Origin of the sequence: Microbacterium aurum (assembly GCF_016907815.1) — a bacterium.
GTDB lineage: Bacteria > Actinomycetota > Actinomycetes > Actinomycetales > Microbacteriaceae > Microbacterium > Microbacterium aurum.
On sequence record NZ_JAFBCQ010000001.1, the window covers coordinates 2,875,130 to 2,899,612 of the forward strand.

Consider the following 24,483-nt stretch of genomic DNA (forward strand, 5'->3'; position numbering starts at 1 on the left):
CCACCGCGCCAGGCCCGCGTCACGGAGACAGGAGAAATCACCGACGCAGGACGTGTGATCGATGACACATCCTGTCTCGGTGAGATTTCCTGTGTCGGTGATGCGGACGCGCGAGGAGGGGCGGATGCCGCGGCATCCGCCATCGGTCAGCCGAAGAGGGCTGCGGCCTCTTCGTAGCGGTACAGCGGCACCGAGTTGAGCTCGCCGAGGGCCTCCTCGAAGGAGACCCGCACGATGTCGGTGCCCTTCATGGAGACCATCTGGCCCCACGCCTCCTCGGCGACGACGTCGGCGGCGTGCAGTCCCAGCCGGGTCGCCAGCACGCGGTCGAACGCCGACGGCGAGCCGCCGCGCTGGATGTGGCCGAGCACGGTCGAGCGCGTCTCGATGCCGGTCAGCCGCTCGATCTCGGGCGCCAGCACCTCGCCGATGCCGCCCAGGCGCGGACGGTTGAACGCGTCCAGCCCCTTGTCGCTGTACGCCTCGTCCATGCCCTTGAGGGTGAAGCCCTCCGACACGACGACCAGCGGCGCGCGGCCACGGTCGTGCGCACGCTGCACCTGCGCCGTGATCTCCTCGAGCGACATCGGCACCTCCGGGATGCAGATGACGTGCGCGCCGGCGGCGATGCCCGAGTGCAGTGCGATCCACCCGACGTGGCGGCCCATGACCTCGGCGACCATGCAGCGCTGATGCGAGTCGCCGGTCGTGCGCAGCCGGTCCATGGCCTCGGTGGCGATGTTGACGGCGGTGTCGAAGCCGAAGGAGTAGTCCGTCGCGCGCAGGTCGTTGTCGATCGTCTTCGGCACGCCCATGACGTTGATGCCGTCGCCCCACAGGCGGTTCGCCGCGGCGAGGGTCCCCTCGCCGCCGATCGCGATGATGCCGTCGATGTGGTGACCGTAGAGCGTCTTGGCGATGTTCTCGGCGCCACCGCGCGGACCCTCGTACGGGTTGGTGCGGCTCGTGCCGAGGATCGTGCCGCCGACCTTAGACAGGCCCTTGACCTCGTGACGCGTGAGCGGGAAGAAGTCACCGTCCACGACGCCGCGCCAGCCATCGCGGATGCCGACGAACTCGATGTTGTACTTCGTGGTGCCCTTCAGCACGACACCGCGGATGACGGCGTTCAGTCCGGGGCAGTCGCCGCCGCTGGTGAGGATGCCGATCTTCATGGAGAGGTCCTTCGGTTCAGGTGGTCGTCCGGCGTCACTGCCACAGTCGACACTATCGCCGCGGAGGCGCCACATGCCACCGGACCGGCCGTCCAAAAGGACGACCGGTCCGGTGTCGCGGCGGGAGCCGGCGGTGCGGCGTCAGCTGCCGCCCAGCGCCTGACGCAGCAGGTGCATGAGCGCCGAGAGCTGGACCGAGTCGCTCGAGGTCGGGTCGACCTGCTCGCCGTCCAGTGCCCGCGCGGCGAGGGACTGCTTCGAGTCGATGAGCTCGGCGATCTTCGTGTCGATCGTGTGCGCCGCGATGATCCGCCACGCCGTGACCGGCTCGTCCTGCCCGATCCGGTGCACGCGGTCGATCGCCTGCGTCTGCTCGGCGGCGGTCCAGCTGAGCTCGGCGAGCACGACGTTGGACGCCGCCTGCATGTTGAGGCCGACGCCGGCCGCCGTCAGCGAGCACACCGCGATCGCGACGTCGGGATCGCCGTTGAACGCGTCGATCGCCTGCTGCCGGGCGGGCGTGGACTGGTCGCCGCGGATCGAGATGGTCCGCAGTCCGGATGCCGCGAAGTGCGCTTCCGCGGCATCCATCACATCGATGTGCTTCGCGAAGAAGACGACCTTGCCGACCGAGCGCTGCAGCTGGACGGCGTAGTCCGCCGCCAGCAGCGCCTTGGCCTGACCGATCTTGCGGACCATGGTGAAGACGTTGTCGGCGCCGGCCCCGGCGGCCTTCGACTCCTCCAGTTCGCCGTGGGCGACCAGGCGGACGATGTCCTCGTCGTACTCGCCCAGGCGCACGGTGTCGCCGCGCGCCTCGATGATGCGGCGGTACTTCGCTGCCAGACGCTCGCCCAGCTCGTGCTCTGCGGCGCGGATCGAGCGGCCGTACTCGTCGTCGAGCTCCACGGGAAGGTCGGCGACGAGCTTGTCGGGCAGGTCGGCCGCGACATCCTTCTTCTTGCGGCGGACGATGCCCATCGAGATGACGGCGTCGCGCGCTTCGGGATAGAACGCCTTGTCGGCCGGGGTGAGGCCGGTCGCGTCGAGCTTGGCCATGAGCTCGGGCCCCGGCTTCTCGCCGTTGGTCCAGCCGAGGAAGCGCCAGATGGCGTCGAAGTCCTCGACGTCGTTGATCAGCGGCGTTCCCGTCAGGGCGAGCATGAGCGGATCGCGCACCTGCTCGCGGATGCGAGCGCCGAGCGCCAGCACGTTCTGCGAGCGCTGGGAAGAGAGGTTCTTGATGAAGTGCGCCTCGTCGACGACCATGCCGCGCAGCCCCAGCGAACCGAGCCACGCCAGGTGCCGGTCGAGCACCTCGTAGTTGACGATGAACACGTCGGCGAACGCGTCGACGGTGTCGCCGTCGCCGTGGATCACGGTCGCGCGACGCTGTGGCGTCCACCGCTCGACTTCGCGCGCCCAGTTCATCTTGACGACGTTGGGAACGACCGCCAGCAGCGGGTAGGCATTCGCGACGGAGGCGGCGAGCACCGACTGCGCGGTCTTGCCGAGACCCGGCTCGTCGGCGAGGAGGAACGACCGGTGCCCGGTGCGCACGGCCTCGAGGAACCGCGACTGGTGGGGCATGATCTCCAGCCCCTTGGGCGAGAGACGGTCGAACTCCGGGACGGGCGGCAGTTCCATGGACGCCGCCGCTCCCCCCGCGCCGGTCTCGAACGCCTTGTAGAGGGGGCCCATGAGCTCCCAGCCGTCCAGACGGCGGCGCACGGAGGATGCCGGGGCGCGCAGCGCCACATCGGGGGCGAGGAAGGGGTTGGCCTCGCGGCGCGCCTCGATCTGCGGCGGGATGACCTGCCGTTCGGCGAGCGCGGCGGGCACGACGGGCGTCTGCACCGGGGCGACGTCGGTGATGATCAGCTCGTCCTCGGGCAGTTCGGCCCCGGACTCGAGCAGCCAGTCACGGCGCATCCGCTTGGCGACGGGAGAGGTCGCCGCGTCGACTTCGAGCAGCTGGATGAGGGACGTGTCGCGGGCGGCGGTCTTGGCGAGGATGGTGGCCACCCCGTCGAGGCGCTTCAGCAGCTCCGCGCGCGCCGCGGCGGCGATCGCGTCGTCGGCCTTGACGCGGGCGCGCTCCTCGCGCACCAGGAACGCGATCACCTGAAACTTGACGCGGTTGGTCGGCCCGAGCTTGCCGCGCTGGGCCTTGGCCTCGACCTCGCGCACCTTGCGGGCGAGGATCGGGATGAGCGGCGCGTCGTCGTCGCGGCGCGCCGCCGAACCCCGCGAGGACGAGCCGCGTCGGCGCGAGGCGGGGGCGATGGATGCCGTGGGCGGCATGCTCCTCCTGAGCGTGAGACGCCGGTGAGAACCGGCGTGCGTCCGGTCGGAGGACCGGGCGGTCGGAGTCCGCGACGGCTGCCGCGGGAGGGAAAGCGCGAGGTCCGCTCCCCCGGCTGCGGGCACTCGCTTCTGCGAGCTGCGGCGACGGCGGACGGATCCCCGACCCTCAGTCTAGCGCGTCCGCCGTCGGCGTCGAGAAACCACGCGCGCGGCAGCGCGGCGCGGATCAGGAGGCGGAGCGCAGCCGCAGGCTGTTGAGCACGACGAAGACGCTCGAGAAGGCCATCGCGGCCCCGGCGATCATCGGGTTCAGCAGGCCCAGGGCCGCCAGGGGCAGCGCCGCCACGTTGTACGCGAACGCCCAGAACAGGTTGCCGCGGATGATCCGCATCGTGCGGCGGCTGAGACGGATCGCGGTCAGCACGGGCGCGAGCCCGTGCCCGGTGAGGGCGATGTCGCTGGCGTGCATCGCGGCATCCGTCCCCCCGCCCATGGCGAGCCCGAGGTCCGCGGTCGCCAGCGCCGCGGCGTCGTTGATGCCGTCGCCGACCATCGCGACACGGCGGCCGTCCTGCTGCAGGAGCCCGATCTGGGCGACCTTCTCCTCCGGCAGGACGCCGGCGATCACGCGAGGGATGCCGACGGCCGCGCCCACGGCACGCGCCGCGCCCTCGTTGTCGCCGGTCAGCAGGATGACGTCGAGCCCGAGCGCGCGCAGCGCCGCGACGGTGCGCGCGCTGTCGGCGCGCACCGTGTCGGACACCGCGAGCACGGCGCGCACGGCGCCGTCCCATCCGGCGACGACCGCGGTCGCCCCGGCCTCCTCGACGGCGGCGACCGCGGCGCGCGCCGGCTCGGGGAGCTCCCCCGCCCGCTCGGCGGCGAAGGCGGCCCGGCCGGCGAAGACGTCGTGGCCCTCGACCGTGCCGCTGACACCGCGCCCGGCATGTCCCGCGAACTCGGTGACCGCGGCGGGCGTGGGCGCGAGGCCCGCCACCGCGCGCGCGAGGGGATGCTCGGACGCCTGCTCGAGCGAGCCGACGAGGTGACCGATGCGCGCGGCATCGGCGTCGCCGATCGGGACGACGGACGTGACCGCCATGCGCCCCTCGGTGACGGTTCCGGTCTTGTCGAGCACGACCGTGTCGATCCGGTCGGCGGCCTCCAGCGCCTCGGGACCGGTGATGAGCACGCCCAGCTGGGCGCCGCGCCCGGTGCCCACGAGGATCGCGATGGGGGTGGCAAGTCCCAGGGCACAGGGGCAGGCGATGATGAGGACCGCGACGGCGGCGGTGAAGCCCGCGGCGATGGACGCGCCGCTGAAGCCGCCGACGATCATCCACGCCAGGAGCGTGAGCACCGCGAGGACGATCACGACCGGGACGAACACGCCGGAGATGCGGTCGGCGAGTCGCTGCACGCGGCTCTTGCCCGCCTGCGCGTCCTCCACGAGCCGGGCCAGGTGGGCGAGACGGGTGTCGTCGCCGACCGACGTCGCGACGACCATCAGGCGGCCGTCGGCGGCGATGGTGCCGCCGGTGACGGTGGCGCCGGCATCCACCTCTACGGGGACGGACTCGCCGGTGATCATGCTCTCGTCGACCGATGCGCGGCCCGAGACGACACGTCCGTCGGTGGCGATCTTCTCCCCGGGACGCACGACGAACACGTCGCCGACCTGCAGCTGCTCGATCGGCACGCGTGCGCCGGACTCGAGTTCGACATCACGCGCGGACAACTCCATGAGGGCGCGCACGGCGGCACCGGCGCGACGCTTGGAGCGCTGCTCGATGACGCGTCCCAGCAGAAGGAAGACGGTGACGGCGGCCGCCACCTCGAAGTAGACGAGCGACGACGGGTCGTGGACGGGCACGAAGAGGCCGGTGTCGTGCGTCATCCCGATGCGGCCGGCGCTGCCGAACAGCAGCGCCCACAGGCTCCAGAGGTACGCGGCGCCGGTGCCGAGCGTGATGAGGGTGTCCATCGTCATCGCGCCGTGTCGCGCGTTGGCGAACGTCGCACGGTGGAACGGCCAGCCGCCCCACAGCACCACCGGGGTGGCGAGGACGAGCGAAACCCACTGCCAGCCCGGGAACTGCCAGGCCGGGACCATGCCGAGCACCACGACCGGCAGCGCCAGCACCGTGCTGACGACCAGCCGCGTGCGCAGCGTCACCGTGCCGGGGCGGTCCTCGACGTCGTGCACGTGGCCGCCGGATGCCACCGCGTGCGCGGCATGGTCGGCGTGGGCGTCCTGCGGGTGAGGGTGCGGGTGGCCACCGTCGTGCACGGGCGCGGCGGCACGAGTGCGCACGTGGGCGTCGTACCCCGCTTCGCGCACGGCGGCGACGAGCGTGTCGGCATCGAGCGCGGCCGGGTAGTCCACGCGTGCCGATTCCGTGGCGAGGTTGACCGCTGCCGTCACGCCGTCCAGGCGCTGCAGCCGCTTCTCGACGCGGGCGACGCAGCTCGCGCAGGTCATCCCCTCGATGTCGAGGACGGCCTGGGCGCGCGCGTCGCCGGTCGAGGTGCTCACTGCCCTGCGACGAGGACGTAACCGGCCTCGTCGACGGCCGCGGCGACCGCGGCATCGGACGGCGCATCGCTCGACGCGACGGTCAGGATGCCGGTGCCCACGTCGACGGTGACGTCGGTGACGCCGGGAACCTTGCGGACTTCGCGCGAGACGGCTCCGGCGCAGTGCGCGCAGGTCATCCCCTGGACGGTGTAGGTGCGGGTAGTCATGGTGAAACTCCTCTCGACGCCGCCCGGAGGGGGCGACATCCTCGACAACCAGGATACCCCCCTGGGGTATTCCCGTCAGTCGCTGGCGAGGCCGCGCTGCCAGTGCTGCAGCAGTCCCGGGTCGTCGGTGACGATGCCGTCCACGCCCAGGGTGGTCGCGGCATCCCACTGACGATCGGAGTTCAGCGTGTAGGCGACGACCCGCAGGCCGGCCGCGTGCAGGTCGTCGACGGCGTCGGGGTGCGCCTTCAGCGCGGAGCGGTCGACGACGATGCCCCGCGCTCCCACGCCGAGTGCCGCGTCGACCACGTCCGCGGGCAGGGACTTCAGGATGAGGAGGCGCGAGATGACGCGGGAGTGCGTCTGCACGTAGGCGAGGGTGCGTGCATCGAAGCTCGCGACGGCGACCTGACGCTCCAGCCCGCGCGCCGCGACCTCGTCGACGAGGGTCGCGGCGGCCTCCGGCGTCCACACGCCCTTGAGGTCGAGGATCGCCTTTCCGTCCAGCCGGGCGAGCACGTCGAGGAACTCCGTCGCCGTCGGCACCGATGTGCCGGCGAATGCCGCGGAGTACGACGCCCCGGCGTCCAGCCGGCGCACCTCCGCCAGCGTCAGCGCGGCGAGCGGGCCGGTGCCGTCGGTCGTGCGGTTCACAGTGCGGTCGTGCATGAGCACCGGCACGCCGTCTGCGGTGAGGGCGAGGTCCACCTCGACGTAGTCGAAGCCGCTCACCAGTGCCGCCCGGACGGCGGGCAGCGTGTTCTCCGGGGCCATCGCCGAGCCGCCGCGGTGAGCGGCGATGAAGGCCGCCTCGCCGGGCGTGCGCTCGGCGCCCATCAGCTCGACCGCACTGACCCGCGCGGGCGACACGCCGGCGAGGGCGATCACCATGCTGGCGGCGGCGAGCGCGCAGACGATCAGGAGGGCGGGAAGCCGATCGGCGGGCCGCTCAGGGGTCATCGGGTGATCCTTCGTGCCGGGTGACGTCGTCGTCATCGCCACCCTAGCGCGGCCGTTACCCTTCTGTGATCTTTTTCGACGCGTACGCTGGAGCCATGGCCACCATCACCGAGCGCGACCTCGCCGCCACCATCGACCACGCGATCCTCAAGCCCGAGCTGACCCGCGCGGACGTCGACGCCGAACTCGACATCGCCGCCGAGTGGCGCGTCTTCAGCGTGTGCGTGCGCCCGAGCGACATCGCCCACGCCGTCGCGCGCCTGGACGGCACGGGCGTCGCCGTCGGCACGGTCATCGGATTCCCGCACGGCACGACCTCCACCGCCGCGAAGGTCGCCGAGGTGCGTCAGGCGCTCGCCGACGGCGCGACCGAGTTCGACATGGTCGTCAACATCGGCGCGCTGCGCTCGGGGTTCGACGACGTCGTGACCGCCGACATCGCTGCGGTCGTGGCCGCGGCATCCGGTCACGTCACGAAGGTCATCCTGGAGACCTCGCTTCTCGACGACGAGCAGATCGCCCGCGGCAGCCGCCTGACCGAGGCCGGGGGCGCCGACTTCGTCAAGACCTCCACCGGCTTCGCCGGCGGCGGCGCGACCGTGCCGCATGTCGAGCTCATGCGGGCGAACGTGGGTCCAGGCGTGCAGGTCAAGGCTTCCGGCGGGGTGCGCAGCTACGCCGACGCCCTGGCGATGCTCGCGGCCGGCGCGACGCGCCTGGGCACCAGCGGCAGCGCCGTCATCCTCGGCGAGGCGCGGCGCGTGGATGCCGGCGGCGACGCCGTCGGCGCCGTGGACGCCTCCTCGTACTGACCCGGGTCAGGTCAGCACGGCGCGCACCCGCGCGACGTCGTCCGTCATCTGCGCGATGAGCGCGTCGATGCCCTCGAAGGCGACCATGCCGCGGATGCGGTGCGTGAACTGGATCTGCACGCGGTGACCGTACAGGTCCAGCGTCGTCTCATCGAGCACGTACGCCTCCACCTGCCGCAGCGGGACGTCGTCGAAGGTGGGGTTCGTGCCGACCGAGATCGCCGCGGGGTATCGCGTGGTCACGCTCGACGCATCGTCCGGACCGCCGAGGTCGACGAGCCAGCCGGCGTAGATGCCGTCGGCGGGGATGAAGCCCTCGGCGTCCGCGCTGAGGTTCGCCGTCGGGAACCCCAGCTCGCGACCGCGCTTGAGGCCGTGCACGACCTCGCCGGTCACGGTGTGCGCGCGGCCGAGCAGTCGGGCCGCGCCCTCCACGTCACCCGCGGCGAGCAGATCGCGCACCCACGACGACGATACGCGCCGACCGCCGCCCTGCACATCGCCGACGACGTCGACGTCGAAGCCGTACTCCTCGCCGAGCCGCTGCAGGAGCACGGGATCGCCCACCCCACCCCGGCCGAAGCGGAAGTCGTCGCCCACCATGACGGTGACCACGCCGAGCCGCACCAGCACATGCTCGACGAACACCCGCGGCTCGAGGGCCGCCAGTTCGGCGTCGAAGCGGAGGACGAGGGTCGCATCCACCCCCGCCTCGGCGAGGAGGGCGAGCTTCTGGTCGACACTGGAGAGCGGCTCGGGGCAGAGCTCGGGCCGCAGGAGACTCAGCGGGTTGCGGTTGAACGTCACCGCCACCACCTGGGCGCCCGCGTCGGTCGCGGTGACGCGGGCGCGGTCGATCACCGCCCGGTGCCCGGAGTGCACGCCGTCGAACTTGCCGATCGCGACGACGCTCGGTCCGAAGCCGGCAGGCACCTCCGCGGGGTCATGGAAGACGATCACCAGCTGGACCTCCCCGTCGCCAGCGCCCCGGCATCCGTCGCCTCATCGCTCGTCCGTCCGGAGCTGCGCAGCCACCACAGTCCCACGAAGGGCAGCACGAGGGGCACCCAGAAGTAGCCGAAGCCATAACCCGACCACACGGTCGCGTCGTGGAGGAACAGCTCCGGGTGCGTCAGGCTCAGCGTGCCCACGACGAGCACGCCGACCAGTTCGAAGCCGATCGCGATCCACGCGATGACGTACCAGACGCGGGAGTCCGAGCGCACCAGCGCGACGGTCGCGAGGATGTACACCGCCGCGGCGACCGCCGACAGCGTGTACGCGAGCGGAGCGGCGGCGAAGTCCTGCACGATCTGGACGAACGAACGCCCGGTCGCGGCAAGCGCCATGATCGCGTAGACGACCACGAGGACGCGTCCGATGCCGGTCATTCGGGTGCGAGGCTGTGACGACATGACTCGTCAATGATAGGCGCCCAAGCGCCCGCTTCAGGCCGCCTGAACGGTCCAGATGACCTGCATGCGCCACACCATGACGGCTACCGAGAGCGCGGCGACGCCCATGATGACGGTGCTCCACCGGCTGCGTTCGATGAGGGCCCAGAAGACGGATGCCGGTGGGATGAGCACCGCGGAGACGAGATACACCCAGTACTCCAGCGCGCTGCCCACGGGCGGATTGCCCGCGAGCGGTGCGACGATCGCGATGACCACCTGCGCGAGCAGCAGCACGAGGACGAGGGCCATGCCGCCCACGGTCAGATCGCTCGGCCGGCGGCCGGCCAGGCCCAGGATCAGCGCCACGGCTCCGACGACCACGGCGACGACGAGCTGGACGATCGTGAACCACAGGATCATGCGTCCTCCGCCATGTTCATCGCGCTCTTGACGTCGCCGCCGCGGCGCTCGACGATGCCGACGAGGCGGCCGTCCGGATCGATCGCCGCCGGCGTCGCCGTCGGCAGCCCGGCCAGGCGGTCGGCGGCACCCGCGAGCCGCTTGCCGTGACGGAGGTCGCGCGCCTCGTCCGCCGTGACGGGAAAGGCGCCGAGCACCGCGGTCGCCACGTCCGCCGGGGGCAGCAGGCGCAGGTCGCCGGTCAGGTCGGTCGCGGCGTCGGCCACCCCGAACGGGCCGATGCGGGTGCGGCGGAGGGCGGTGAGGTGGCCGCCGATGCCGAGGGCGGCACCGAGGTCGCGGGCGAGCGCGCGGATGTAGGTGCCGCTGGAGCAGTCCACCACGACATCCAGATCGATGACGCCGTCGCGTGAGCCCGACGCGGTCCCTTTGCCCGCTCCGGCCGCTGAGCCCGCTCCGGACCCGGAGCCCGCCGCGGCGGCTGAGCCCGCTCCGGTCCCTGAGCTTGTCGAAGGGCGCACCTCGAAGCGGCTCACCGTGACGGTGCGGGCTTTCAGCCGCACCTCCTCCCCCGCGCGAGCGAGGTCGTAGGCCCGCTTGCCGCCGATCTTGATCGCCGAGACGGTGCTGGGAACCTGGGAGATCTCGCCCGTGAGCGCCGCGATGCCGTCCCGGATGCGCTCGTCGGTCACGGCGGCCAGCGCCGCGGCATCCGCCTGCGCCGTCGTCGTGCCGTCGGCGTCGTCGGAGTCGGTCGACACTCCCAGGCGGATCGTGGCCTCGTAGGTCTTGTCGAGCCCCACGATGTAGGTCAGCAGGCGCGTGGCAGGGCCGACACCGAGGATGAGCAGGCCGGTCGCCATCGGGTCGAGAGTGCCGGCGTGACCGATCTTGCGGGTGCCGAGCGCGCGTCGCGCGCGGGCGACGACGTCGTGGCTCGTGATGCCCTGCGGCTTGTCGACCAGCAGACTGCCGTTGGGTGAGGCGGAGGCGTCGGGCATTCCTCCAGCCTAAGCGGCGCGGTCCGCGCCGCTTCGTGTTCCCAACTCAGTCTCCGCGCCGTCGCGGCCGCGGACGGTTCCAGGAATTCCGGGCACCGTCGCTCGTGCGCGAGCCGTGCGGACTGAATTGCGCACGCGCGAGCATCGTAGGCTGGCGTGATGCCCGACCTCGCCGCGCCGCTCATCGCGTGGTACCGCGAGAACGCCCGCGATCTGCCGTGGCGGCAGCCGGGCTTCGGCGCGTGGGGAACCCTCGTCAGCGAGTTCATGCTGCAGCAGACGCCCGTGGCGCGGGTCATCCCGCACCTGGAGGGGTGGCTGCAGCGCTGGCCGACGCCGACGGCGCTCGCCGCCGATCCCCCGGCCGCCGCGGTGACGCAGTGGGCGAACCTCGGCTATCCGCGCCGCGCGCTGTGGCTGCACCGCGCGGCGGTGGAGATCCGCGACCGCCACGCCGGCGTCGTCCCCCGTGAGGTGGACGACCTCCTGGCGCTGACCGGGATCGGCGACTACACCGCGCGGGCGGTGGCTGCGTTCGCGTACGGCGACCGGCATCCGGTCGTCGACACCAACACGCGGCGGGTACTCGCCCGGGCCGTCGACGGCCGCTCCCAGCCCGGCCCGCCGTCGAAGGGCGACCTCGCGGCCATGGCGGCGATCCTGCCCGCGGACTCCGCCGAGGCGGCGATCGTCAACGCCGCAGCGATGGAGCTCGGCGCGGTGGTCTGCACGGCGCGCGCGGCGCGCTGCGACGCCTGCCCGATCGCCGATCGGTGCGCGTGGCGCGCCGCCGGCCATCCCGACACGGGAGACACCCGCCGCCGCCAGGCGCGCTACGAGGGCAGCGACCGGCAGGCGCGCGGGGCTGTGCTGCAGGCGCTCCGTGGCGCCGTCGGCCACGCGTTGGCGGATGCCGCGGTGATCCCGGACTGGTCGGATCCCGCTCAGCGTGACCGCGCGATCGATTCCCTCATCGCCGATGGCCTCGTCGAGGCGTCCGGCGGCACCCTGCGGCTCCCCCACTAGCTCCGGGGAGCGGAGTCAGTCCTCGTCGTCGGCGTCGTGCTCGCGGGGCTTGACGTAGGGGTCGGCGTCGCCCGCGTAGGCGGCACCTGCCGCGAGACCCGCGACGGCGGCATCCCGCTCCTGCGCCTCGCGGAGGAGGTCGGCGATGTGGCCGGCGTTCTCGGGCAGGGCGTCGGGGATGAACTCCAGCGACGGCGTCAGGCGCACGTTCAGGTGCTTGCCGACCTCGCTGCGCAGCATGCCGGTCGCCGACTTCAGCGCCTGGGCCGAGGCCTCGCGCTCCTCGTCGGTGCCGTACACGGTGTAGAAGACGGAGGCGTGCTGCAGGTCACCGGTCACCCGGACATCCGTGATGGTCACGAAGCCCAGCCGCGGGTCGCGCAGCCCCTTCTCGAGGCGCTCCGCGAGGATGACGCGGATGCGGTCGCCGAGCCGTGCCTGACGTTCGCCTGCCATGTTGTCGTCCTTTCCTTGGGGCGTTTCGTCTCGTCGCTTCGCTCCTCGCTCAACGACCGGGGACCAGGTCCCCGGTCGTTGAGCGAGCGAAGCGAGTCGAAACGCAGGGGTCAGCCGCGGGGCTTCTCCACCATCTCGGTGGTCTCGATCTCGTCGCCCACCTGGATGTCGTTGTACTTGCCCAGTCCGATGCCGGCCTCGAAGTCCGTGCGGACCTCGGTGACGTCGTCCTTGAACCGGCGCAGCGACTCGATGGCCAGGCCATCGGCGATGACGACACCCTCGCGGATGACGCGCGCCTTGGCGTTGCGCGTGATCGTCCCGGAGCGGACGATGACACCGGCGATGTTGCCGAACTTCGAGGAGCGGAACACCTCGCGGATCTCGGCCACACCCGACTGCACCTCTTCGAACTCCGGCTTGAGCAGGCCCTTCAGCGACTGCTCGACGTCCTCGATCGCGTTGTAGATGACCGAGTAGAACCGGACGTCCACACCCTCGCGGGCGGCGCGCTCGCGCGCCTTCGTGTCGGGGCGGACGTTGAAGCCGATCACGATCGCGTTGTCGATCGTGGCCAGGTTGATGTCGGACTCGGTGATCGCACCGACACCGCGGTGGATGATGCGCAGCTGCACCGAGTCGTCGACCTCGATCTTGAGCAGCGACTCCTCCAGCGCCTCGACGGCACCGGAGACGTCACCCTTGATGATGAGGTTGAGCGACTCGACCTTGCCCTCTTCGAGCGCACGGGTGAAGTCCTCGAGCGAGATGCGCTTGCGGGCCTTCGCCAGCTGCGCGTTGCGCTCGGCCGCTTCACGCTTCTCGGCGATCTGACGGGCGGTGCGGTCCTCCTCGGTGACGATGAAGGTGTCGCCGGCGCGGGGCACGGAGTTGAGACCCTGCACCTGCACGGGGCGCGACGGGAAGGCCTCGTCGACCGCGTCGCCGTTCTCGTCGATCATGGCGCGGACGCGACCGTAGGCCGTTCCCGCGACGATCGCGTCGCCGACGCGCAGCGTTCCGGACTGGATGAGGACCGTCGCCACCGAGCCGCGGCCCTTGTCGAGCTTGGCTTCGATCGCGACACCGCGGGCCGCCTTGTTCGGGTTGGCCGTGAGGTCCAGACCCGCGTCAGCGGTGAGCAGAACGGCGTCGAGGAGATCCTGGATGCCGATGTTCTGCCGGGCCGAGACGTCGACGAACATGACGTCGCCGCCGTATTCCTCGGCGACCAGGCCATACTCGGTCAGCTGCTGGCGCACCTTGGCGGGGTTGGCCTCGGGCTTGTCGATCTTGTTCACCGCGACCACGATCGGCACACCGGCCGCCTGGGCGTGGTTCAGCGCCTCCACCGTCTGGGGCATGATGCCGTCGTCGGCGGCGACCACGAGGATCGCGATGTCGGTCACCTGCGCACCACGGGCACGCATGGCGGTGAACGCCTCGTGACCGGGGGTGTCGATGAAGGTGATCGCGCGCTCGATGCCATCGTGCTCGGTCCACACCTGGTAGGCACCGATGTGCTGGGTGATGCCGCCGGCCTCGCCCGCCACGACGTTGGTCTGACGGATCGCGTCGAGCAGTCGCGTCTTACCGTGGTCGACGTGACCCATGACGGTCACCACCGGCGGCCGGATCTCGAGGTCGTCCTCGCTCTCGGCCTCCAGCTCCGCCTCGAGGTCGAGACCGAAGCCCTCCAGGAGCTCCTTGTCCTCGTCCTCGGGCGAGACCATCTGGATCTTGTAGCCGAGCTCGGCACCGAGCACCTCGAACGTGGCCTCGTCCAGCGACTCGGTCGCGGTGGCCATCTCACCGAGGTTGAAGAGGATCGTCACGAGCGTCCCGGGCTGCACGGTGTAGCCGCGGATCGCCTCGAGCTTGTCCGCGAAGTCGGCGATGGAGGCGCCGCGGCGGAGACGAATGATCTCGCCGTTGCCCTTCTGGACGTTGACGCCGCCGACGACCGGGGCGTCCCTCATCTCGAACTCTTGCCGCTTCGCCCGACGCGACTTGCGCTGCTTGCTCTTGCCGCCGCCCTTGCCGAAGGCACCCGCGGTGCCGCCGCCGGGACCGCGACCGCGGCCGCCACCACCACCCGGGCGACCGGCGAAGCCACCACCGGGCGCGCCGCCGGGAGCACCGGGACGCTGGAAGCCGCCGGCGCCGCCGGGACGACCGGGACCGCCGGGACGCTGCTGGAACGGGGCGCCGGGACGGCCGCCACCGGGGCGACCGGCACCACCGGGACGCGGAGCGCCGGGGCGCGGGGCGCCGGGACGCGGCGCCTGCGGGCGCGGGATGTTGCCGGGGGTCGGGCGCTGGCCCATGCCCTGTGCGGAAGCGAACGGGTTGTTGCCCGGACGCGGACCGGTGGGACGCTGGCCCATGCCCTGGCTCGACGCGAACGGGTTGTTGCCGGGGCGCGGAGCGCCACCGGGACGCGGAGCGCCGGGCGTCGCGGTGCCCGGGGTAGCCGTGCCGGGCGTTGCCGCCGGCCTGTCGGACGCCGGCTTGTCGGCGACCGGGGCGGGCGTCGCCGCCGCGGCGGGGGCCGCCGAAGCAGGCGTCGCGGCCGCGGGCGCGGCGGGCGCAGCGGGAGCCGGCTTCGGCGCGGCAGGCGCGGCGGGGCCGGGGCGGGCGCCGCCGGGGCGGGCCGGGGTGGCCGGCTTGCTCTCCGCCGGCTTCGCGGCGTCGGCGGGCTTCGCCGCGCCGTCGGCCTCGAGTGCCGCACGGAGCTTGCGCGCCACCGGGGGCGCAATGGTCGATGAGGGGCTCTTGACGTATTCGCCGAGCTCCTTCAGCTTCGCGAGAGCGACTTTACTGTCGACTCCGACCTCGGAAGCGATTTCGTGCACGCGTGGGTTTGCCACAATTCTCCTGTCTGAGGTCTCCCCCGGACAGGGCAGACCGTTACTTGCGGACGGGTCTCATTTCGAGCCGTTCACTTTGTGTCCATAGCCGTTCAGCCGTTTCGCTGGTGGGTGTTCTGAAAGGTCTGCGTGTCGAGCGGGCCCGACACACGCAATGCTCGTCCGAAGGCGCGGCGCCGGATGGCGGCATCCACACACGCGCTCGTGTCATGCACCCACGCACCCCGACCCGGCAGGACCGCCTTCTCGTCTGCGACGAGGGCACCGCCTTGTTCCACCACTCGCAGGAGGGAGGACCGTGGGGCACGCGCGCGGCATCCCACGCACGTTCGAACGGGTTCCATCCTACCCCGTTACTCGTCTTCCAAGATGCTGTCGGGCTGGATGTCGATCTTGGCGCCGGTGAGCTTGGCCGCGAGGCGGGCGTTCTGCCCTTCCTTGCCGATCGCGAGCGAGAGCTGGTAGTCCGGGACGAGGGCCCGGACGGCCTTCGTACCCGCATCCAGCACGAACGCCGACGTCACCTTCGCCGGCGACAGGGCGTTCGCGACGAACCGGGCCAGTTCGGGGTCGTAGTCGACGATGTCGATCTTCTCGCCGCCGAGTTCCTCGGTGACGGCGCGCACGCGACGACCGAGCTCGCCGATGCAGGCGCCCTTGGCGTTGATGGCGGGATCCTTCGCCGTCACGGCGATCTTGGTGCGGTGACCGGCTTCGCGGGCGAGCGAGGTGATCTCCACGAGACCCGATGCGATCTCGGGCACCTCGAGGGCGAAGAGCTTGCGCACGAGTCCGGGGTGGGTCCGCGAGACGGTGATCTGCGGGCCCTTCAGCCCCTTCGCGACCGACGTGACGTACACGCGCAGGCGCGCACCGTGCGGGTACTCCTCGCCGGCGACCTGCTCCTCGGGAGGCAGGATCGCCTCGACCGTGCCGAGGTCGACGTGCACCATACGGGGGTTCGGGCCCTGCTGGATGACACCGGCGACGATGTCGCCCTCCTTGCCGCGGAACTCCCCCAGGATCGCGTCGTCGGCGATGTCGCGCAGGCGCTGGCTGATGACCTGCTTGGCGGCGAAGGCGGCGATGCGGCCGAAGTCCTCGGGCGTCGACTCCTCCTCGCCGATGACCGCTCCCCCCTCGTCGAGAAGGGGGATGAACACGGCGACGTGGCCGGTCTTGCGGTCGAGCTCGGCGCGGGCGCCCGCGGGAAGCTCGCCGTCGGGCGAGGTGTGCTTGGCGTAGGCGGTGAGGATGGCCTGCTCGATGATGCGCACGAGCTCATCGAAGGGGATCTCCTTCTCGCGCTCGACCGTCCGCAGCAGTCCCAGATCGATGTCCACAGGTGCCTCCCTATTCAGCTCTTCGGCGCCGGGTCACCCCGCGCCATCCCACCAACGTTACCGGATGCCGCGGGGTGCGACCCCGGGGATTCCCGGCGCCCGCGATGGGCACCATACTGGCTACATGCACCTGCGCAGCGACCGTCGTCCGGCCGACGACGCCGACCGGACGGCCGACCCGGGGCTCATCGGCCTGCTCGGGTTCGTCATCGCGACGTTCACGGCGCAGCTGGCGCACCTCGGCGTGCAGGACGAGCACCCGGTGTTCTGGATCGGGGCCGTCTTCGGGGGCGTCGTGCAGGTGCTCGCGGGCATGCTGTCGTACTTCAAGGGCGACGATTTCCACTTCCTCGTATATAACGCGTTCGGCTGGTACTGGATCGTCGTCCCGGGGTTCCTGCTCGGCGAAGAGCTCGGGGTCCTCGACGTCGCTCCCGGCGCCCGCGGCACGTTCGCCCTCTGCTTCGCCGTGCTCGCACTGGCGTTCACCCCACCGGCCGCGCAGCACAACTCGGTGCTGCCGGTGACGCTGCTGTGCGTGTCGGCGGGACTCACGCTGCAGGGTTTCGCGGCGTTCGCCGAGGCGCCCGCCCTCGCCACCACGGGGTCGATCCTGCTGCTGGCCGCGTCGGCGCTGGCCGCGTACATGGGGATCGAGAAGTTCTATTGGCGCACACTCGGCCGCCACCTGCTCCCGCTCGGACCGGCATGGATCCGCCCGGCGGGACCCATCGATCCGGAGTCGTGACGTGACCGGCAAGCCCGTGAAGGCGGCGGCACGGGATGCCGAGGCGAGCACGCCCCTGCGTGCGCTCGCCCGCGGCGGCTACGCGGCGAACGGCGTCGTGCACGTGCTCATCGGCACGATCGCCCTGGCGATCGCGTTCGGCGGCCAGGGCGAGGGCGATCAGTCCGGCGCCTTCCGCGCGATCGGCGACGCTCCCCTGGGTTTTCTCGCACTGTGGCTGCTGGCCGTGCTGCTGTGGGCGCTCGGCGTGTGGCATCTCGTGGCGGGGGTCGCGGTCAGTCGCCGCTCCGACGTGAAGAAGTGGGCGGTGCGGGTCGCCGAGTTCGGGCAGGCGATCGTGTTCGTCGCGCTCGGCGTCATCTCGGCATCCGTCGCCCTCGGCGCGCGCCCCGACGCGGAGCAGACGGCGGAGGACGCCAGCCGCGGCGTGGTGGCGATCCCGGGCGGCGCGGTGCTGCTGGGCGCGGTGGGCCTCGGCATCGGCATCGGCGGCATCGCGTTCGTCGTCATGGGCGTACGCCGATCGTTCCGCTCGAAGGTCGCGATCCCGCCCGGCAGGCTCGGCCGCGCGGTGACGGTGCTCGGCGTCATCGGCTTCATCGCCAAGGGGGTTTCGCTCGCGATCATCGGCGTGCTGCTCGTCGTCGCCGCCGTGGCCGTCGACCCGGCGGCCGCGGGTGGACTCGACGGGGCGATCGACGCGCTGCTGGGCGTCGTCGGCGGACCGTTCCTGGTCGGTTTCGTCGGCGCGGGATTCGTCGCGTACGGGGTGTTCTGCTTCTTCCGCGCCCGCTACGCGAAGCTGTGACGGTTCCGCGACAGGGCCCCCGGACCTACGCGTGAGGGTCGGGCGGGCTCGCCGGCGGAGCGCTGCCGAACTCGTTGATCGCCCGGATGAGGTGGAACAGCTCCCCGACCCGGGACTGGTCGTAGTGCATGATGATCCGCGGCAGGTCGATCCGGTCGTCGTCGGCGACCTCGGGCTTGAGCGGACCGGTGCGCTCGATGCGCCCCTTGGTCACGAGGTGGGCGAACCGTTCGTTGAGGCTCTCGAGCTCGGCATCCGTCGGCTCGGCACGCAGGCGCAGCACGAGGCGTTTTCCCACCCAGCGCAGCGAGTCGTAGTTGCGCCAGAACCCGGTGATCTCGTCGGCCGCGGCGGTGACCGAGTCCGTCACGAGCGCGCGATCGAGGTCGTCGGGCGAGATCACTCCCGCGGGAATGAGGTGGTCGTCGACATAGCGGCGGAAGGCCGCCCAGAACGTCCCGCCCGGCGCGTCGAGCAGCACGATCGGCGTCGGGTCGGCCTTTCCGGTCTGCTGCAGCGTGAGCAGCTCGAACATCTCGTCGAGCGTGCCGAAGCCGCCGGGAACGCACACGAAGCCGCGCGACTCTTTGACGAGCATGAGCTTGCGGGTGAAGAAGTACTTCATCGCGACGACGCGACCCGCCTCGGCGACGAGGGCGTTGGGCTTCTCTTCGAACGGCAGCCGGATCGAGACGCCGAGGGAGCGCTCGGGGCCGGCGCCCTCCGCCGCCGCCTGCATGATGCCGGGACCGGCGCCGGTGACGACGAACCAGCCTCGCGCGGCGAGCGCGGCGGCCACGTCGACGGCGGCGCGGTACAGCGCGTCGTCGGGTCGCGTGCGCGCCGAACCGAAGATCGTGACCTTCGGCACGTCGCGGTAGGGCGCGAACAGCCGGAACGCCGCGCGCATCTCGGTGAGCGCGGCGGAGGTGATCTTGAGGTCGAGCCGGTCGGTGCCGTCGAGCCCCAGCCCCACGCCGGTGGCGAGGATGCGGGCGACGAGGTCCTGGTTGGCGGTGACCCCGGCATCCGTCAGCAGCGCGCGGATGTGCTCGGTCACTTCGGGAGGCAGGATGCGGTCGGGCATACCTCCACCCTGGCATGACCTTGCGTGCCGCGGGCCTCCGCGAGGTGAACGGATGCCGCTGTCAACCCCCTGGGTCGCCGACCGGCGCCGTGACAGCGTCACGGTATGAGCGAGAACAACGAACTGACCGGCCCCGAGGCCGCCGCCCGTGTGAAGGAGCTCGTCGAGGACATCGACTTCACGATGTTGACGACGGCGGATGCCGACGGCCATCTGGTGAGCCGACCGATGAGCACGCGGGAGATGGACGAGAACGGCGACATCTGGTTCTTCACCTCCGACGACACGAAAAAGGTCGACGAGGTCGAGGCGGACCACGACGTGGGGCTGTCCTACCTCGACGCGAAGGGCATGCGGTTCGTGTCGGTCGCCGGCACGGCGCGCGTCGTGCACGACCGCGCGAAGATGGAGCAGCTGTACACGCCGTCGCTCGACATCTGGTTCGAAGACGGGCTGGACACGCCGGGCATCGCGCTGCTGAAGGTGACGCCGCGGGAGACCGAGTTCTGGGAGCCCGCCCACGGCAAGCTCGTCATGGCGGCGGGGATGCTCAAGGCCCTCGTGACCCGCGACACCCCCGACGACACGATGCGCCACGGCAAGATCAGCCGGTAGGTCGTCGAGCGCCATAAAGGTGGCGCATCTTGTCGCTTCGCCGCGGCGGTAGCGGCACTTCGCGCCACCTCTTCGGTCGCGACACGTCGGCAATGCCCGCGAAGATTGTGGGGGCTAGCACCGATGCGCCCGGCACCGCAGTGCGGGATGATCACGCCATGGCTCGGTTCATGGTGACCGCGATGCCGTTCTCGGGGCACGTCGCTCCCGTCCTCACGGTCGCGCACACCCTCGTCGCGCGGGGGCACCACGTGCGGTTCTACACCGGGGCGGCCTTCCGGGAGCGGGTGGAGGCGACGGGCGCCACGTTCGTGCCGTGGCGCGCCGCGCGCGGGTCAGCGCGCGGTGAGCCGCGCCACCACCTCGGCGACCGGCACGACCTCGCGCTCCCCCGACCGGCGATCCCACAACTCGACCTCGCCGTCGGCCGCGCCGCGGCCCACGATCACGATCTGCGGCACGCCGACGAGTTCGGCGTCGCCGAACTTCACGCCCGGCGAGACCTTGGGGCGGTCGTCGTACAGGACGTCGAGCCCCGCGGCATCCAGCTGCGCCGACAGTGCCTCGGCGACCTCGAACACGACCGCGTCACGGCCCGTCGCGACCACCTGCACGTCGAAGGGGGCGACGGATGCCGGCCAGATGAGGCCCTTCTCGTCGTTGTTCAGTTCGGCGATGATCGCGAGGATGCGCGTCACGCCGATTCCGTACGACCCCATCGTGACCGTCACGAGCTTGCCGTTCTCGTCGAGCACCTTCAGACCCAGTGTCTCGGCGAAGAAGCGGCCGAGCTGGAACACGTGACCGATCTCCATGCCGCGGGCGAGCTCGACCGGACCTGATCCGTCGGGAGCCGGGTCGCCGGCGCGCACGTTGGCGACCTCGACGACGCCGTCGGCGAAGAAGTCGCGTCCCGCGACGACCGAGTGCGCGTGTTTCTGGTCGATGTTCGCCCCGGTGATCCAGCTCGTCCCCTCGCCCACGCGCGGGTCGACGAGGTAGCGGATGCCGGTGGCCGACTCCTCGCCGAGCACGGCGCCCTCCGGCGACCACGGACCGATGTAGCCCTTGACCAGGAGGGGATGGCGCGCGAAGTCCTCCGGGGTGGCGGGCTCGACCGCAGCCGGGGCGAATGCGACCTCGGCGCGCTTCTCGTCGATGTCGCGGTCACCGGGGAGCCCGACGACGACGAGTTCGCGCGTGCCGTCGAGGTGCGTCAGCGCGAGCACGACGTTCTTGAGCGTGTCGGCGGCGGTGTACTCGCCCTCCAACACGGCGTTCGAGTGCGCGACGAGCGTCTCGATCGTCGGCGTGTTCGGCGAGTCGAAGACGACCGGGGAGCCGGCCGCGTCGAACGGCACCGGCTCCGGCGCCTCGGTGGTGAACGCCTCCACGTTGGCCGCGTAGCCGCCCGCGGAGCGCACGAAGGTGTCTTCTCCGACGGCGGTCGGGTGCAGGAACTCCTCGCTGCGCGCGCCGCCCATGAGGCCGTTGTCGGCGGCGACGATCACGTACTCGAGCCCCAGCCGCTGGAAGATGCGCTCGTACGCGTCGCGCTGCGACATGTACGACGCGTCCTGACCCTCGTCGGTGTAGTCGAACGAGTACGCGTCCTTCATCGTGAACTCGCGGCCGCGCAGGAGCCCCGCGCGGGGCCGGGCCTCATCGCGGTACTTGTCCTGGATCTGGTAGATGGTCAGCGGCAGGTCCTTGTACGACGAGCACAGGTCCTTCACGAGCAGCGTGAACATCTCCTCGTGGGTCGGCGCGAGCAGGTAGTCGGCGCCCTTGCGGTCCTGCAGCCGGAAGATTCCGTCCCCGTAGGAGGTCCATCGGCCGGACTGCTCGTACGGGTCCCGCGGCAGCAGCGCGGGGAAGTGCACTTCGAAGGCACCCGCCGCAGCCATCTCATCCCGGATGATCGCCTCGATCTTCGCCTTGACCTTCAGGCCGAGCGGCAGCCAGGTGAACACGCCGGGCGCGGCGCGGCGGATGTAACCGGCGCGCACGAGCAGCTTGTGGCTCGTGACCTCGGCATCCGAAGGGTCTTCGCGGAGCGTGCGGAGGAAGAAGTTCGACAGACGGGTGACCACGAGCGTCAAGCTTAGCCGCGGCGGCTACTCCGACCCGGCGGCTACTCCGACCCGGTGGCAAGGACGAACAGCACGCCCTGTGCGGTATCCGCGACGCTGATCCCCGAGAGGCGCGCTCCCTGAAGGTGGAGCAGGTTCACCCCGTCGCTCACGTACACGTCGCCCGTCGACGTCACCCGCGCGGGAAAGCCGCCGACGGTGGCCTCGGCGGAGTCCGGCACGTTCGCCGACACGGTGCGCCATGCCCACGCGCCGTTCGGCACGGCGATCACGCTGAAGTTCGCTCCCTTGTCCCCCTCGGCCGTGGGCGTCCGTCGCCAGTCGCACCGCGCCGTCATGCTCGAGGCAGCAGCCAGGCGCTCGTCGACATCGCTCGCCGCGGGACGGACGAGCGCCGTGCGGGCAGCGTCGGAGCCGAGGATCGACGTGAGTCCGATCGTGTCGGCGATCTTCTCGCAATCGAGCGGTTTCACCCAGGTGGTCTTCTGCGACCGCACCGGGTCACCTTCGGCCGCGGCGGCCGAGATCGCATCGGCGATGCCGCCGAGCATGGTGAGGGCCGTCGCACTGTCCTCTGACGCGGCGACCGCGCCGACGACGAGCGTGACGTGTCCGTTCGCCGACACGGGCGCCCAGCACTGCCCGGTGATACCGTCCCGCTCGCACGCGGCTTCGGCGGCGAGCGTCGCGACGTCGCCCCGGACGAGCGCGTCGGGGATGATGTACACGTCCACCGGCGCGCGGCTGCCCCGCAGTGAGCACGCGAGTCCGCCCGCCGTGTCGATGCCGACGTGCCAGAGGTCGGCGAGCGCTTCGACGTGACGGATCTCGCCGAGCGCATCCGCGACCCCCGGCGCCGTCGCCAGCGCGGCGCATCCGCCCGCGATCGGGCTCGTCGGGGACAGCGTGCGCACCGCCGGACTCTCGGTGGGTGACGGCGTCGGTGACGGCGTCGCCGAGGAGATTTGCTCGGTCTGGTCCGCGTCGGTTGTCGTGTCGGATGCCGACGTGCAGCCGCTCACGAGCAGCACAGCCAGCACGGCCGCAGCGACACCGGCCAGACCCCGCCTGCTCCTCGGGAAACCGGATCTCACCCTCGTCACACGCACGTCGGCATGCTAACGGTCGAACCTGCACGATCCCCTCGGCACCGACCTACACTGACCCCGTGCCCCGCCCTCGCCCCCGCCTCCTCTCCGCGGCGTCCTGTGGGGAGCTGGCCGCCTCGCTCGCCGCCCTGCGACACGCGCTCGATCTCCCCGAGACCTACCCCGCCGACGCGCAGGCCGAGGCGGAGCGCGCGGCCGCCGACGTGCCCACCGATCCGGGCGAGGCGGACCTCGCTGACCTGCGGGAGATCGAGTTCCTGACGATCGATCCGGCGGGGTCGACCGACCTCGATCAGGCGCTGCATCTCGAGCGCACGGCGACGGGGACGATCCTGCACTATGCGATCGCGGACGTTCCCGCCTTCGTCGAGCCGGGAGGGGCGCTGGATGCCGAGACGCGCCGTCGCGGTCAGACACTGTACGCGCCCGACGGGCGCATTCCGCTGCATCCGCCCGTGCTGAGCGAAGGTGCGGCATCGCTGCTGCCGGGCGTGGACCGCCGCGCCTACGTGTGGCGCTTCGAACTCGACGAAGGCGCACGCCCGGTGGAGACGACGCTGACCCGCGCCGTCGTCCGCTCGCGCGCAGTGGTCATACGACGACGCGCAGCGCGCGACGGATGCCGGCACCGCCCCGCCGAGCCTCCTTGCGATGGCGTGGTTCGGCGCGCAGCGCGCCGACCGGGAGCGCGAGCGCGGCGGCGCGAGCCTCAACATCCCCGAAGCCCGCATCGAGCCCGACGGCGACGGCTACCGGCTCGAGCTCGACCACGGCGTCGCGCTCGAGGAGTGGAACGCGCACGTGTCCCTCTTGACCGGGATGGCCGCGGCCGACATCATGCTGCGCGGCCGCGTCGGCATCCTGCGCACGATGCCGCCCGCCGACCCCGATGACGTCGCCGACTTCCGCGCGCAGACGGTCGCGCTGGGGCTGCCGTGGCAGGACGGTGTCGCCTACGGCGACTACCTGCGCGGTCTCGACCGGTCGCCGGCGGCGCGCGCGGTGAAGGAGTACGCAGCGGGTCTCTTCCGCGGCGCGGGCTACGTCGCGTTCGACGGCGAGGTGCCCGACGAGACCATCCAGGCGGCGATCGGCGCACCGTACGCGCACACGACGGCGCCGCTGCGCCGGCTCGTCGACCGCTGGGTGCTCGTCATCTGCGAGGCGCTCGCGAACGGGCGCGAGGTCCCGGAGTGGGCGCGCGCGTCGCTGTCCGACGTGCCGGCGCCCATGGCGCGCAGTTCGCAGCTGGCGTCCCAGCTCGACGCGGGCGCTCTGGACCGGGTCGAGGCGGCCGTGCTGCACGGCCGCGAGGGCGAGGTCTTCGAGGCCGTCGTGCTCGCCCAGCGCGGGGACGGCGCGCGGGTGCAGCTGACCGACCCGCCCGTGGGCGCGAAGGTGAAAGGCCTGGATGCCGCCGCGGGCGCCACCGTCCTGCTGCGGCTCGTCTCGGCATCCATCTCGGACGGGACCGTGACGTTCGCGGGCGTCTGACCGCCGCTTCAGGTGGC

The 24,483-nt window shown here is 71.6% G+C and carries 22 protein-coding genes and 1 pseudogene; 7 read left to right on the forward strand and 16 right to left on the reverse strand.

The genetic code is table 11. From position 1 onward, the window contains the following. Positions 1-146 precede the first annotated feature (146 nt). The 5 genes from JOD60_RS14165 to JOD60_RS14185 form a co-directional block, all read right to left on the reverse strand. The gene (locus JOD60_RS14165) at positions 147-1,175 is read right to left on the reverse strand and encodes a 6-phosphofructokinase (protein ID WP_076691274.1); all 1,029 of its coding nucleotides are present in this window, start codon (positions 1,173-1,175) and stop codon (positions 147-149) included. A 141-nt stretch (positions 1,176-1,316) separates the two neighbouring features. Beyond that, entirely contained in the window at positions 1,317-3,479 is a 2,163-nt protein-coding gene (locus tag JOD60_RS14170; RefSeq protein WP_076691275.1) for a DEAD/DEAH box helicase, read from the reverse strand. 229 nt (positions 3,480-3,708) lie between these two features. Next, positions 3,709-6,018 carry a heavy metal translocating P-type ATPase gene (locus JOD60_RS14175; RefSeq protein WP_076691276.1) on the reverse strand — a complete coding sequence of 770 codons (2,310 nt, stop codon included), beginning with the start codon at positions 6,016-6,018 and terminating at the stop codon, positions 3,709-3,711. Then, complete coding sequence (locus JOD60_RS14180) at positions 6,015-6,227, reverse strand: heavy-metal-associated domain-containing protein (RefSeq protein ID WP_076691277.1); 213 nt, start codon at positions 6,225-6,227, stop codon at positions 6,015-6,017. Before JOD60_RS14180 ends, JOD60_RS14175 begins: the two co-directional genes overlap by 4 nt. Before the next feature lie 75 nt (positions 6,228-6,302). Next, on the reverse strand, positions 6,303-7,187 hold the full coding sequence (locus JOD60_RS14185) for a glycerophosphodiester phosphodiesterase (protein WP_076691278.1): 885 nt from the start codon (positions 7,185-7,187) through the stop codon (positions 6,303-6,305). A 95-nt stretch (positions 7,188-7,282) separates the two neighbouring features. On the opposite strand from JOD60_RS14185, the gene deoC reads away from it, so the two are divergent. Next, positions 7,283-7,999, forward strand: coding sequence for a deoxyribose-phosphate aldolase (gene deoC, locus JOD60_RS14190; RefSeq protein WP_076691279.1), 717 nt, complete (start codon positions 7,283-7,285; stop codon positions 7,997-7,999). A gap of 6 nt (positions 8,000-8,005) precedes the next feature. On the opposite strand, the gene JOD60_RS14195 is transcribed toward deoC, so the two are convergent. The 4 genes from JOD60_RS14195 to truB are packed head-to-tail and all read right to left on the reverse strand — an operon-like array spanning position 8,006 to position 10,817. After that, on the reverse strand, positions 8,006-8,959 hold the full coding sequence (locus JOD60_RS14195; protein ID WP_076691280.1) for a bifunctional riboflavin kinase/FAD synthetase: 954 nt from the start codon (positions 8,957-8,959) through the stop codon (positions 8,006-8,008). After that, positions 8,956-9,414, reverse strand: coding sequence for a hypothetical protein (locus JOD60_RS14200; RefSeq protein ID WP_076691281.1), 459 nt, complete (start codon positions 9,412-9,414; stop codon positions 8,956-8,958). The genes JOD60_RS14195 and JOD60_RS14200 overlap by 4 nt, the downstream gene beginning before the upstream one ends. A gap of 33 nt (positions 9,415-9,447) precedes the next feature. Further along, the gene (locus JOD60_RS14205) at positions 9,448-9,816 is read right to left on the reverse strand and encodes a hypothetical protein (protein ID WP_076691282.1); all 369 of its coding nucleotides are present in this window, start codon (positions 9,814-9,816) and stop codon (positions 9,448-9,450) included. Beyond that, on the reverse strand, positions 9,813-10,817 hold the full coding sequence (gene truB / locus JOD60_RS14210; RefSeq protein ID WP_076691283.1) for a tRNA pseudouridine(55) synthase TruB: 1,005 nt from the start codon (positions 10,815-10,817) through the stop codon (positions 9,813-9,815). The genes JOD60_RS14205 and truB overlap by 4 nt, the downstream gene beginning before the upstream one ends. Before the next feature lie 159 nt (positions 10,818-10,976). Here truB and JOD60_RS14215 point away from each other — a divergent pair, with 159 nt between their 5' ends. After that, positions 10,977-11,843: an HhH-GPD family protein gene (locus JOD60_RS14215; RefSeq protein ID WP_076691284.1), complete on the forward strand. Its 867-nt coding sequence runs from the start codon at positions 10,977-10,979 to the stop codon at positions 11,841-11,843. Positions 11,844-11,858: 15 nt separating this feature from the next. Here the strand turns inward: JOD60_RS14215 and rbfA are convergent, their stop codons facing one another. The 4 genes from rbfA to nusA form a co-directional block, all read right to left on the reverse strand. Further along, positions 11,859-12,299 carry a 30S ribosome-binding factor RbfA gene (gene rbfA, locus JOD60_RS14220; RefSeq protein ID WP_076691285.1) on the reverse strand — a complete coding sequence of 147 codons (441 nt, stop codon included), beginning with the start codon at positions 12,297-12,299 and terminating at the stop codon, positions 11,859-11,861. Positions 12,300-12,409: 110 nt separating this feature from the next. Then, positions 12,410-15,169 carry a translation initiation factor IF-2 gene (infB, locus tag JOD60_RS14225; RefSeq protein ID WP_198159055.1) on the reverse strand — a complete coding sequence of 920 codons (2,760 nt, stop codon included), beginning with the start codon at positions 15,167-15,169 and terminating at the stop codon, positions 12,410-12,412. Positions 15,170-15,261: 92 nt separating this feature from the next. Then, the gene (locus JOD60_RS14230; RefSeq protein WP_076691287.1) at positions 15,262-15,513 is read right to left on the reverse strand and encodes a YlxR family protein; all 252 of its coding nucleotides are present in this window, start codon (positions 15,511-15,513) and stop codon (positions 15,262-15,264) included. A 9-nt stretch (positions 15,514-15,522) separates the two neighbouring features. Then, the gene (nusA, locus tag JOD60_RS14235; protein WP_076691288.1) at positions 15,523-16,512 is read right to left on the reverse strand and encodes a transcription termination factor NusA; all 990 of its coding nucleotides are present in this window, start codon (positions 16,510-16,512) and stop codon (positions 15,523-15,525) included. Between the two features lie 124 nt (positions 16,513-16,636). Between nusA and JOD60_RS14240 the strand changes: the two genes are divergently transcribed. Both JOD60_RS14240 and JOD60_RS14245 read left to right on the forward strand, forming a co-directional pair. Further along, positions 16,637-17,260 carry an acetate uptake transporter family protein gene (locus tag JOD60_RS14240; RefSeq protein ID WP_076691289.1) on the forward strand — a complete coding sequence of 208 codons (624 nt, stop codon included), beginning with the start codon at positions 16,637-16,639 and terminating at the stop codon, positions 17,258-17,260. Between the two features lies 1 nt (position 17,261). Next, positions 17,262-18,068 (forward strand): DUF1206 domain-containing protein, encoded by an 807-nt coding sequence (locus JOD60_RS14245; protein ID WP_232321625.1) that lies wholly within the window; start codon positions 17,262-17,264, stop codon positions 18,066-18,068. A 25-nt stretch (positions 18,069-18,093) separates the two neighbouring features. Here the strand turns inward: JOD60_RS14245 and JOD60_RS14250 are convergent, their stop codons facing one another. Continuing rightward, positions 18,094-19,155 (reverse strand): LOG family protein, encoded by a 1,062-nt coding sequence (locus tag JOD60_RS14250; RefSeq protein ID WP_076691290.1) that lies wholly within the window; start codon positions 19,153-19,155, stop codon positions 18,094-18,096. A 105-nt stretch (positions 19,156-19,260) separates the two neighbouring features. Here JOD60_RS14250 and JOD60_RS14255 point away from each other — a divergent pair, with 105 nt between their 5' ends. After that, positions 19,261-19,770: a pyridoxamine 5'-phosphate oxidase family protein gene (locus tag JOD60_RS14255; protein WP_076691291.1), complete on the forward strand. Its 510-nt coding sequence runs from the start codon at positions 19,261-19,263 to the stop codon at positions 19,768-19,770. 335 nt (positions 19,771-20,105) lie between these two features. Here JOD60_RS14255 and JOD60_RS14260 read toward each other — a convergent pair whose 3' ends face one another. Next, the gene (locus tag JOD60_RS14260; protein WP_076691292.1) at positions 20,106-21,863 is read right to left on the reverse strand and encodes a proline--tRNA ligase; all 1,758 of its coding nucleotides are present in this window, start codon (positions 21,861-21,863) and stop codon (positions 20,106-20,108) included. 41 nt (positions 21,864-21,904) lie between these two features. Next, a complete protein-coding gene (locus JOD60_RS14265) occupies positions 21,905-22,972 on the reverse strand; it encodes a hypothetical protein (RefSeq protein ID WP_198159206.1) in 1,068 nt (355 codons plus the stop codon). Here JOD60_RS14265 and JOD60_RS17230 point away from each other — a divergent pair. Together JOD60_RS17230 and JOD60_RS17235 are read left to right on the forward strand one after the other, a co-directional pair. Next, positions 22,864-23,502, forward strand: a pseudogene (locus tag JOD60_RS17230) (RNB domain-containing ribonuclease); the annotation flags it as partial. The gene JOD60_RS14265 and the pseudogene JOD60_RS17230 overlap by 109 nt on opposite strands. A gap of 121 nt (positions 23,503-23,623) precedes the next feature. Continuing rightward, positions 23,624-24,466: a hypothetical protein gene (locus JOD60_RS17235; RefSeq protein ID WP_307823875.1), complete on the forward strand. Its 843-nt coding sequence runs from the start codon at positions 23,624-23,626 to the stop codon at positions 24,464-24,466. Positions 24,467-24,483: the final 17 nt, after the last annotated feature.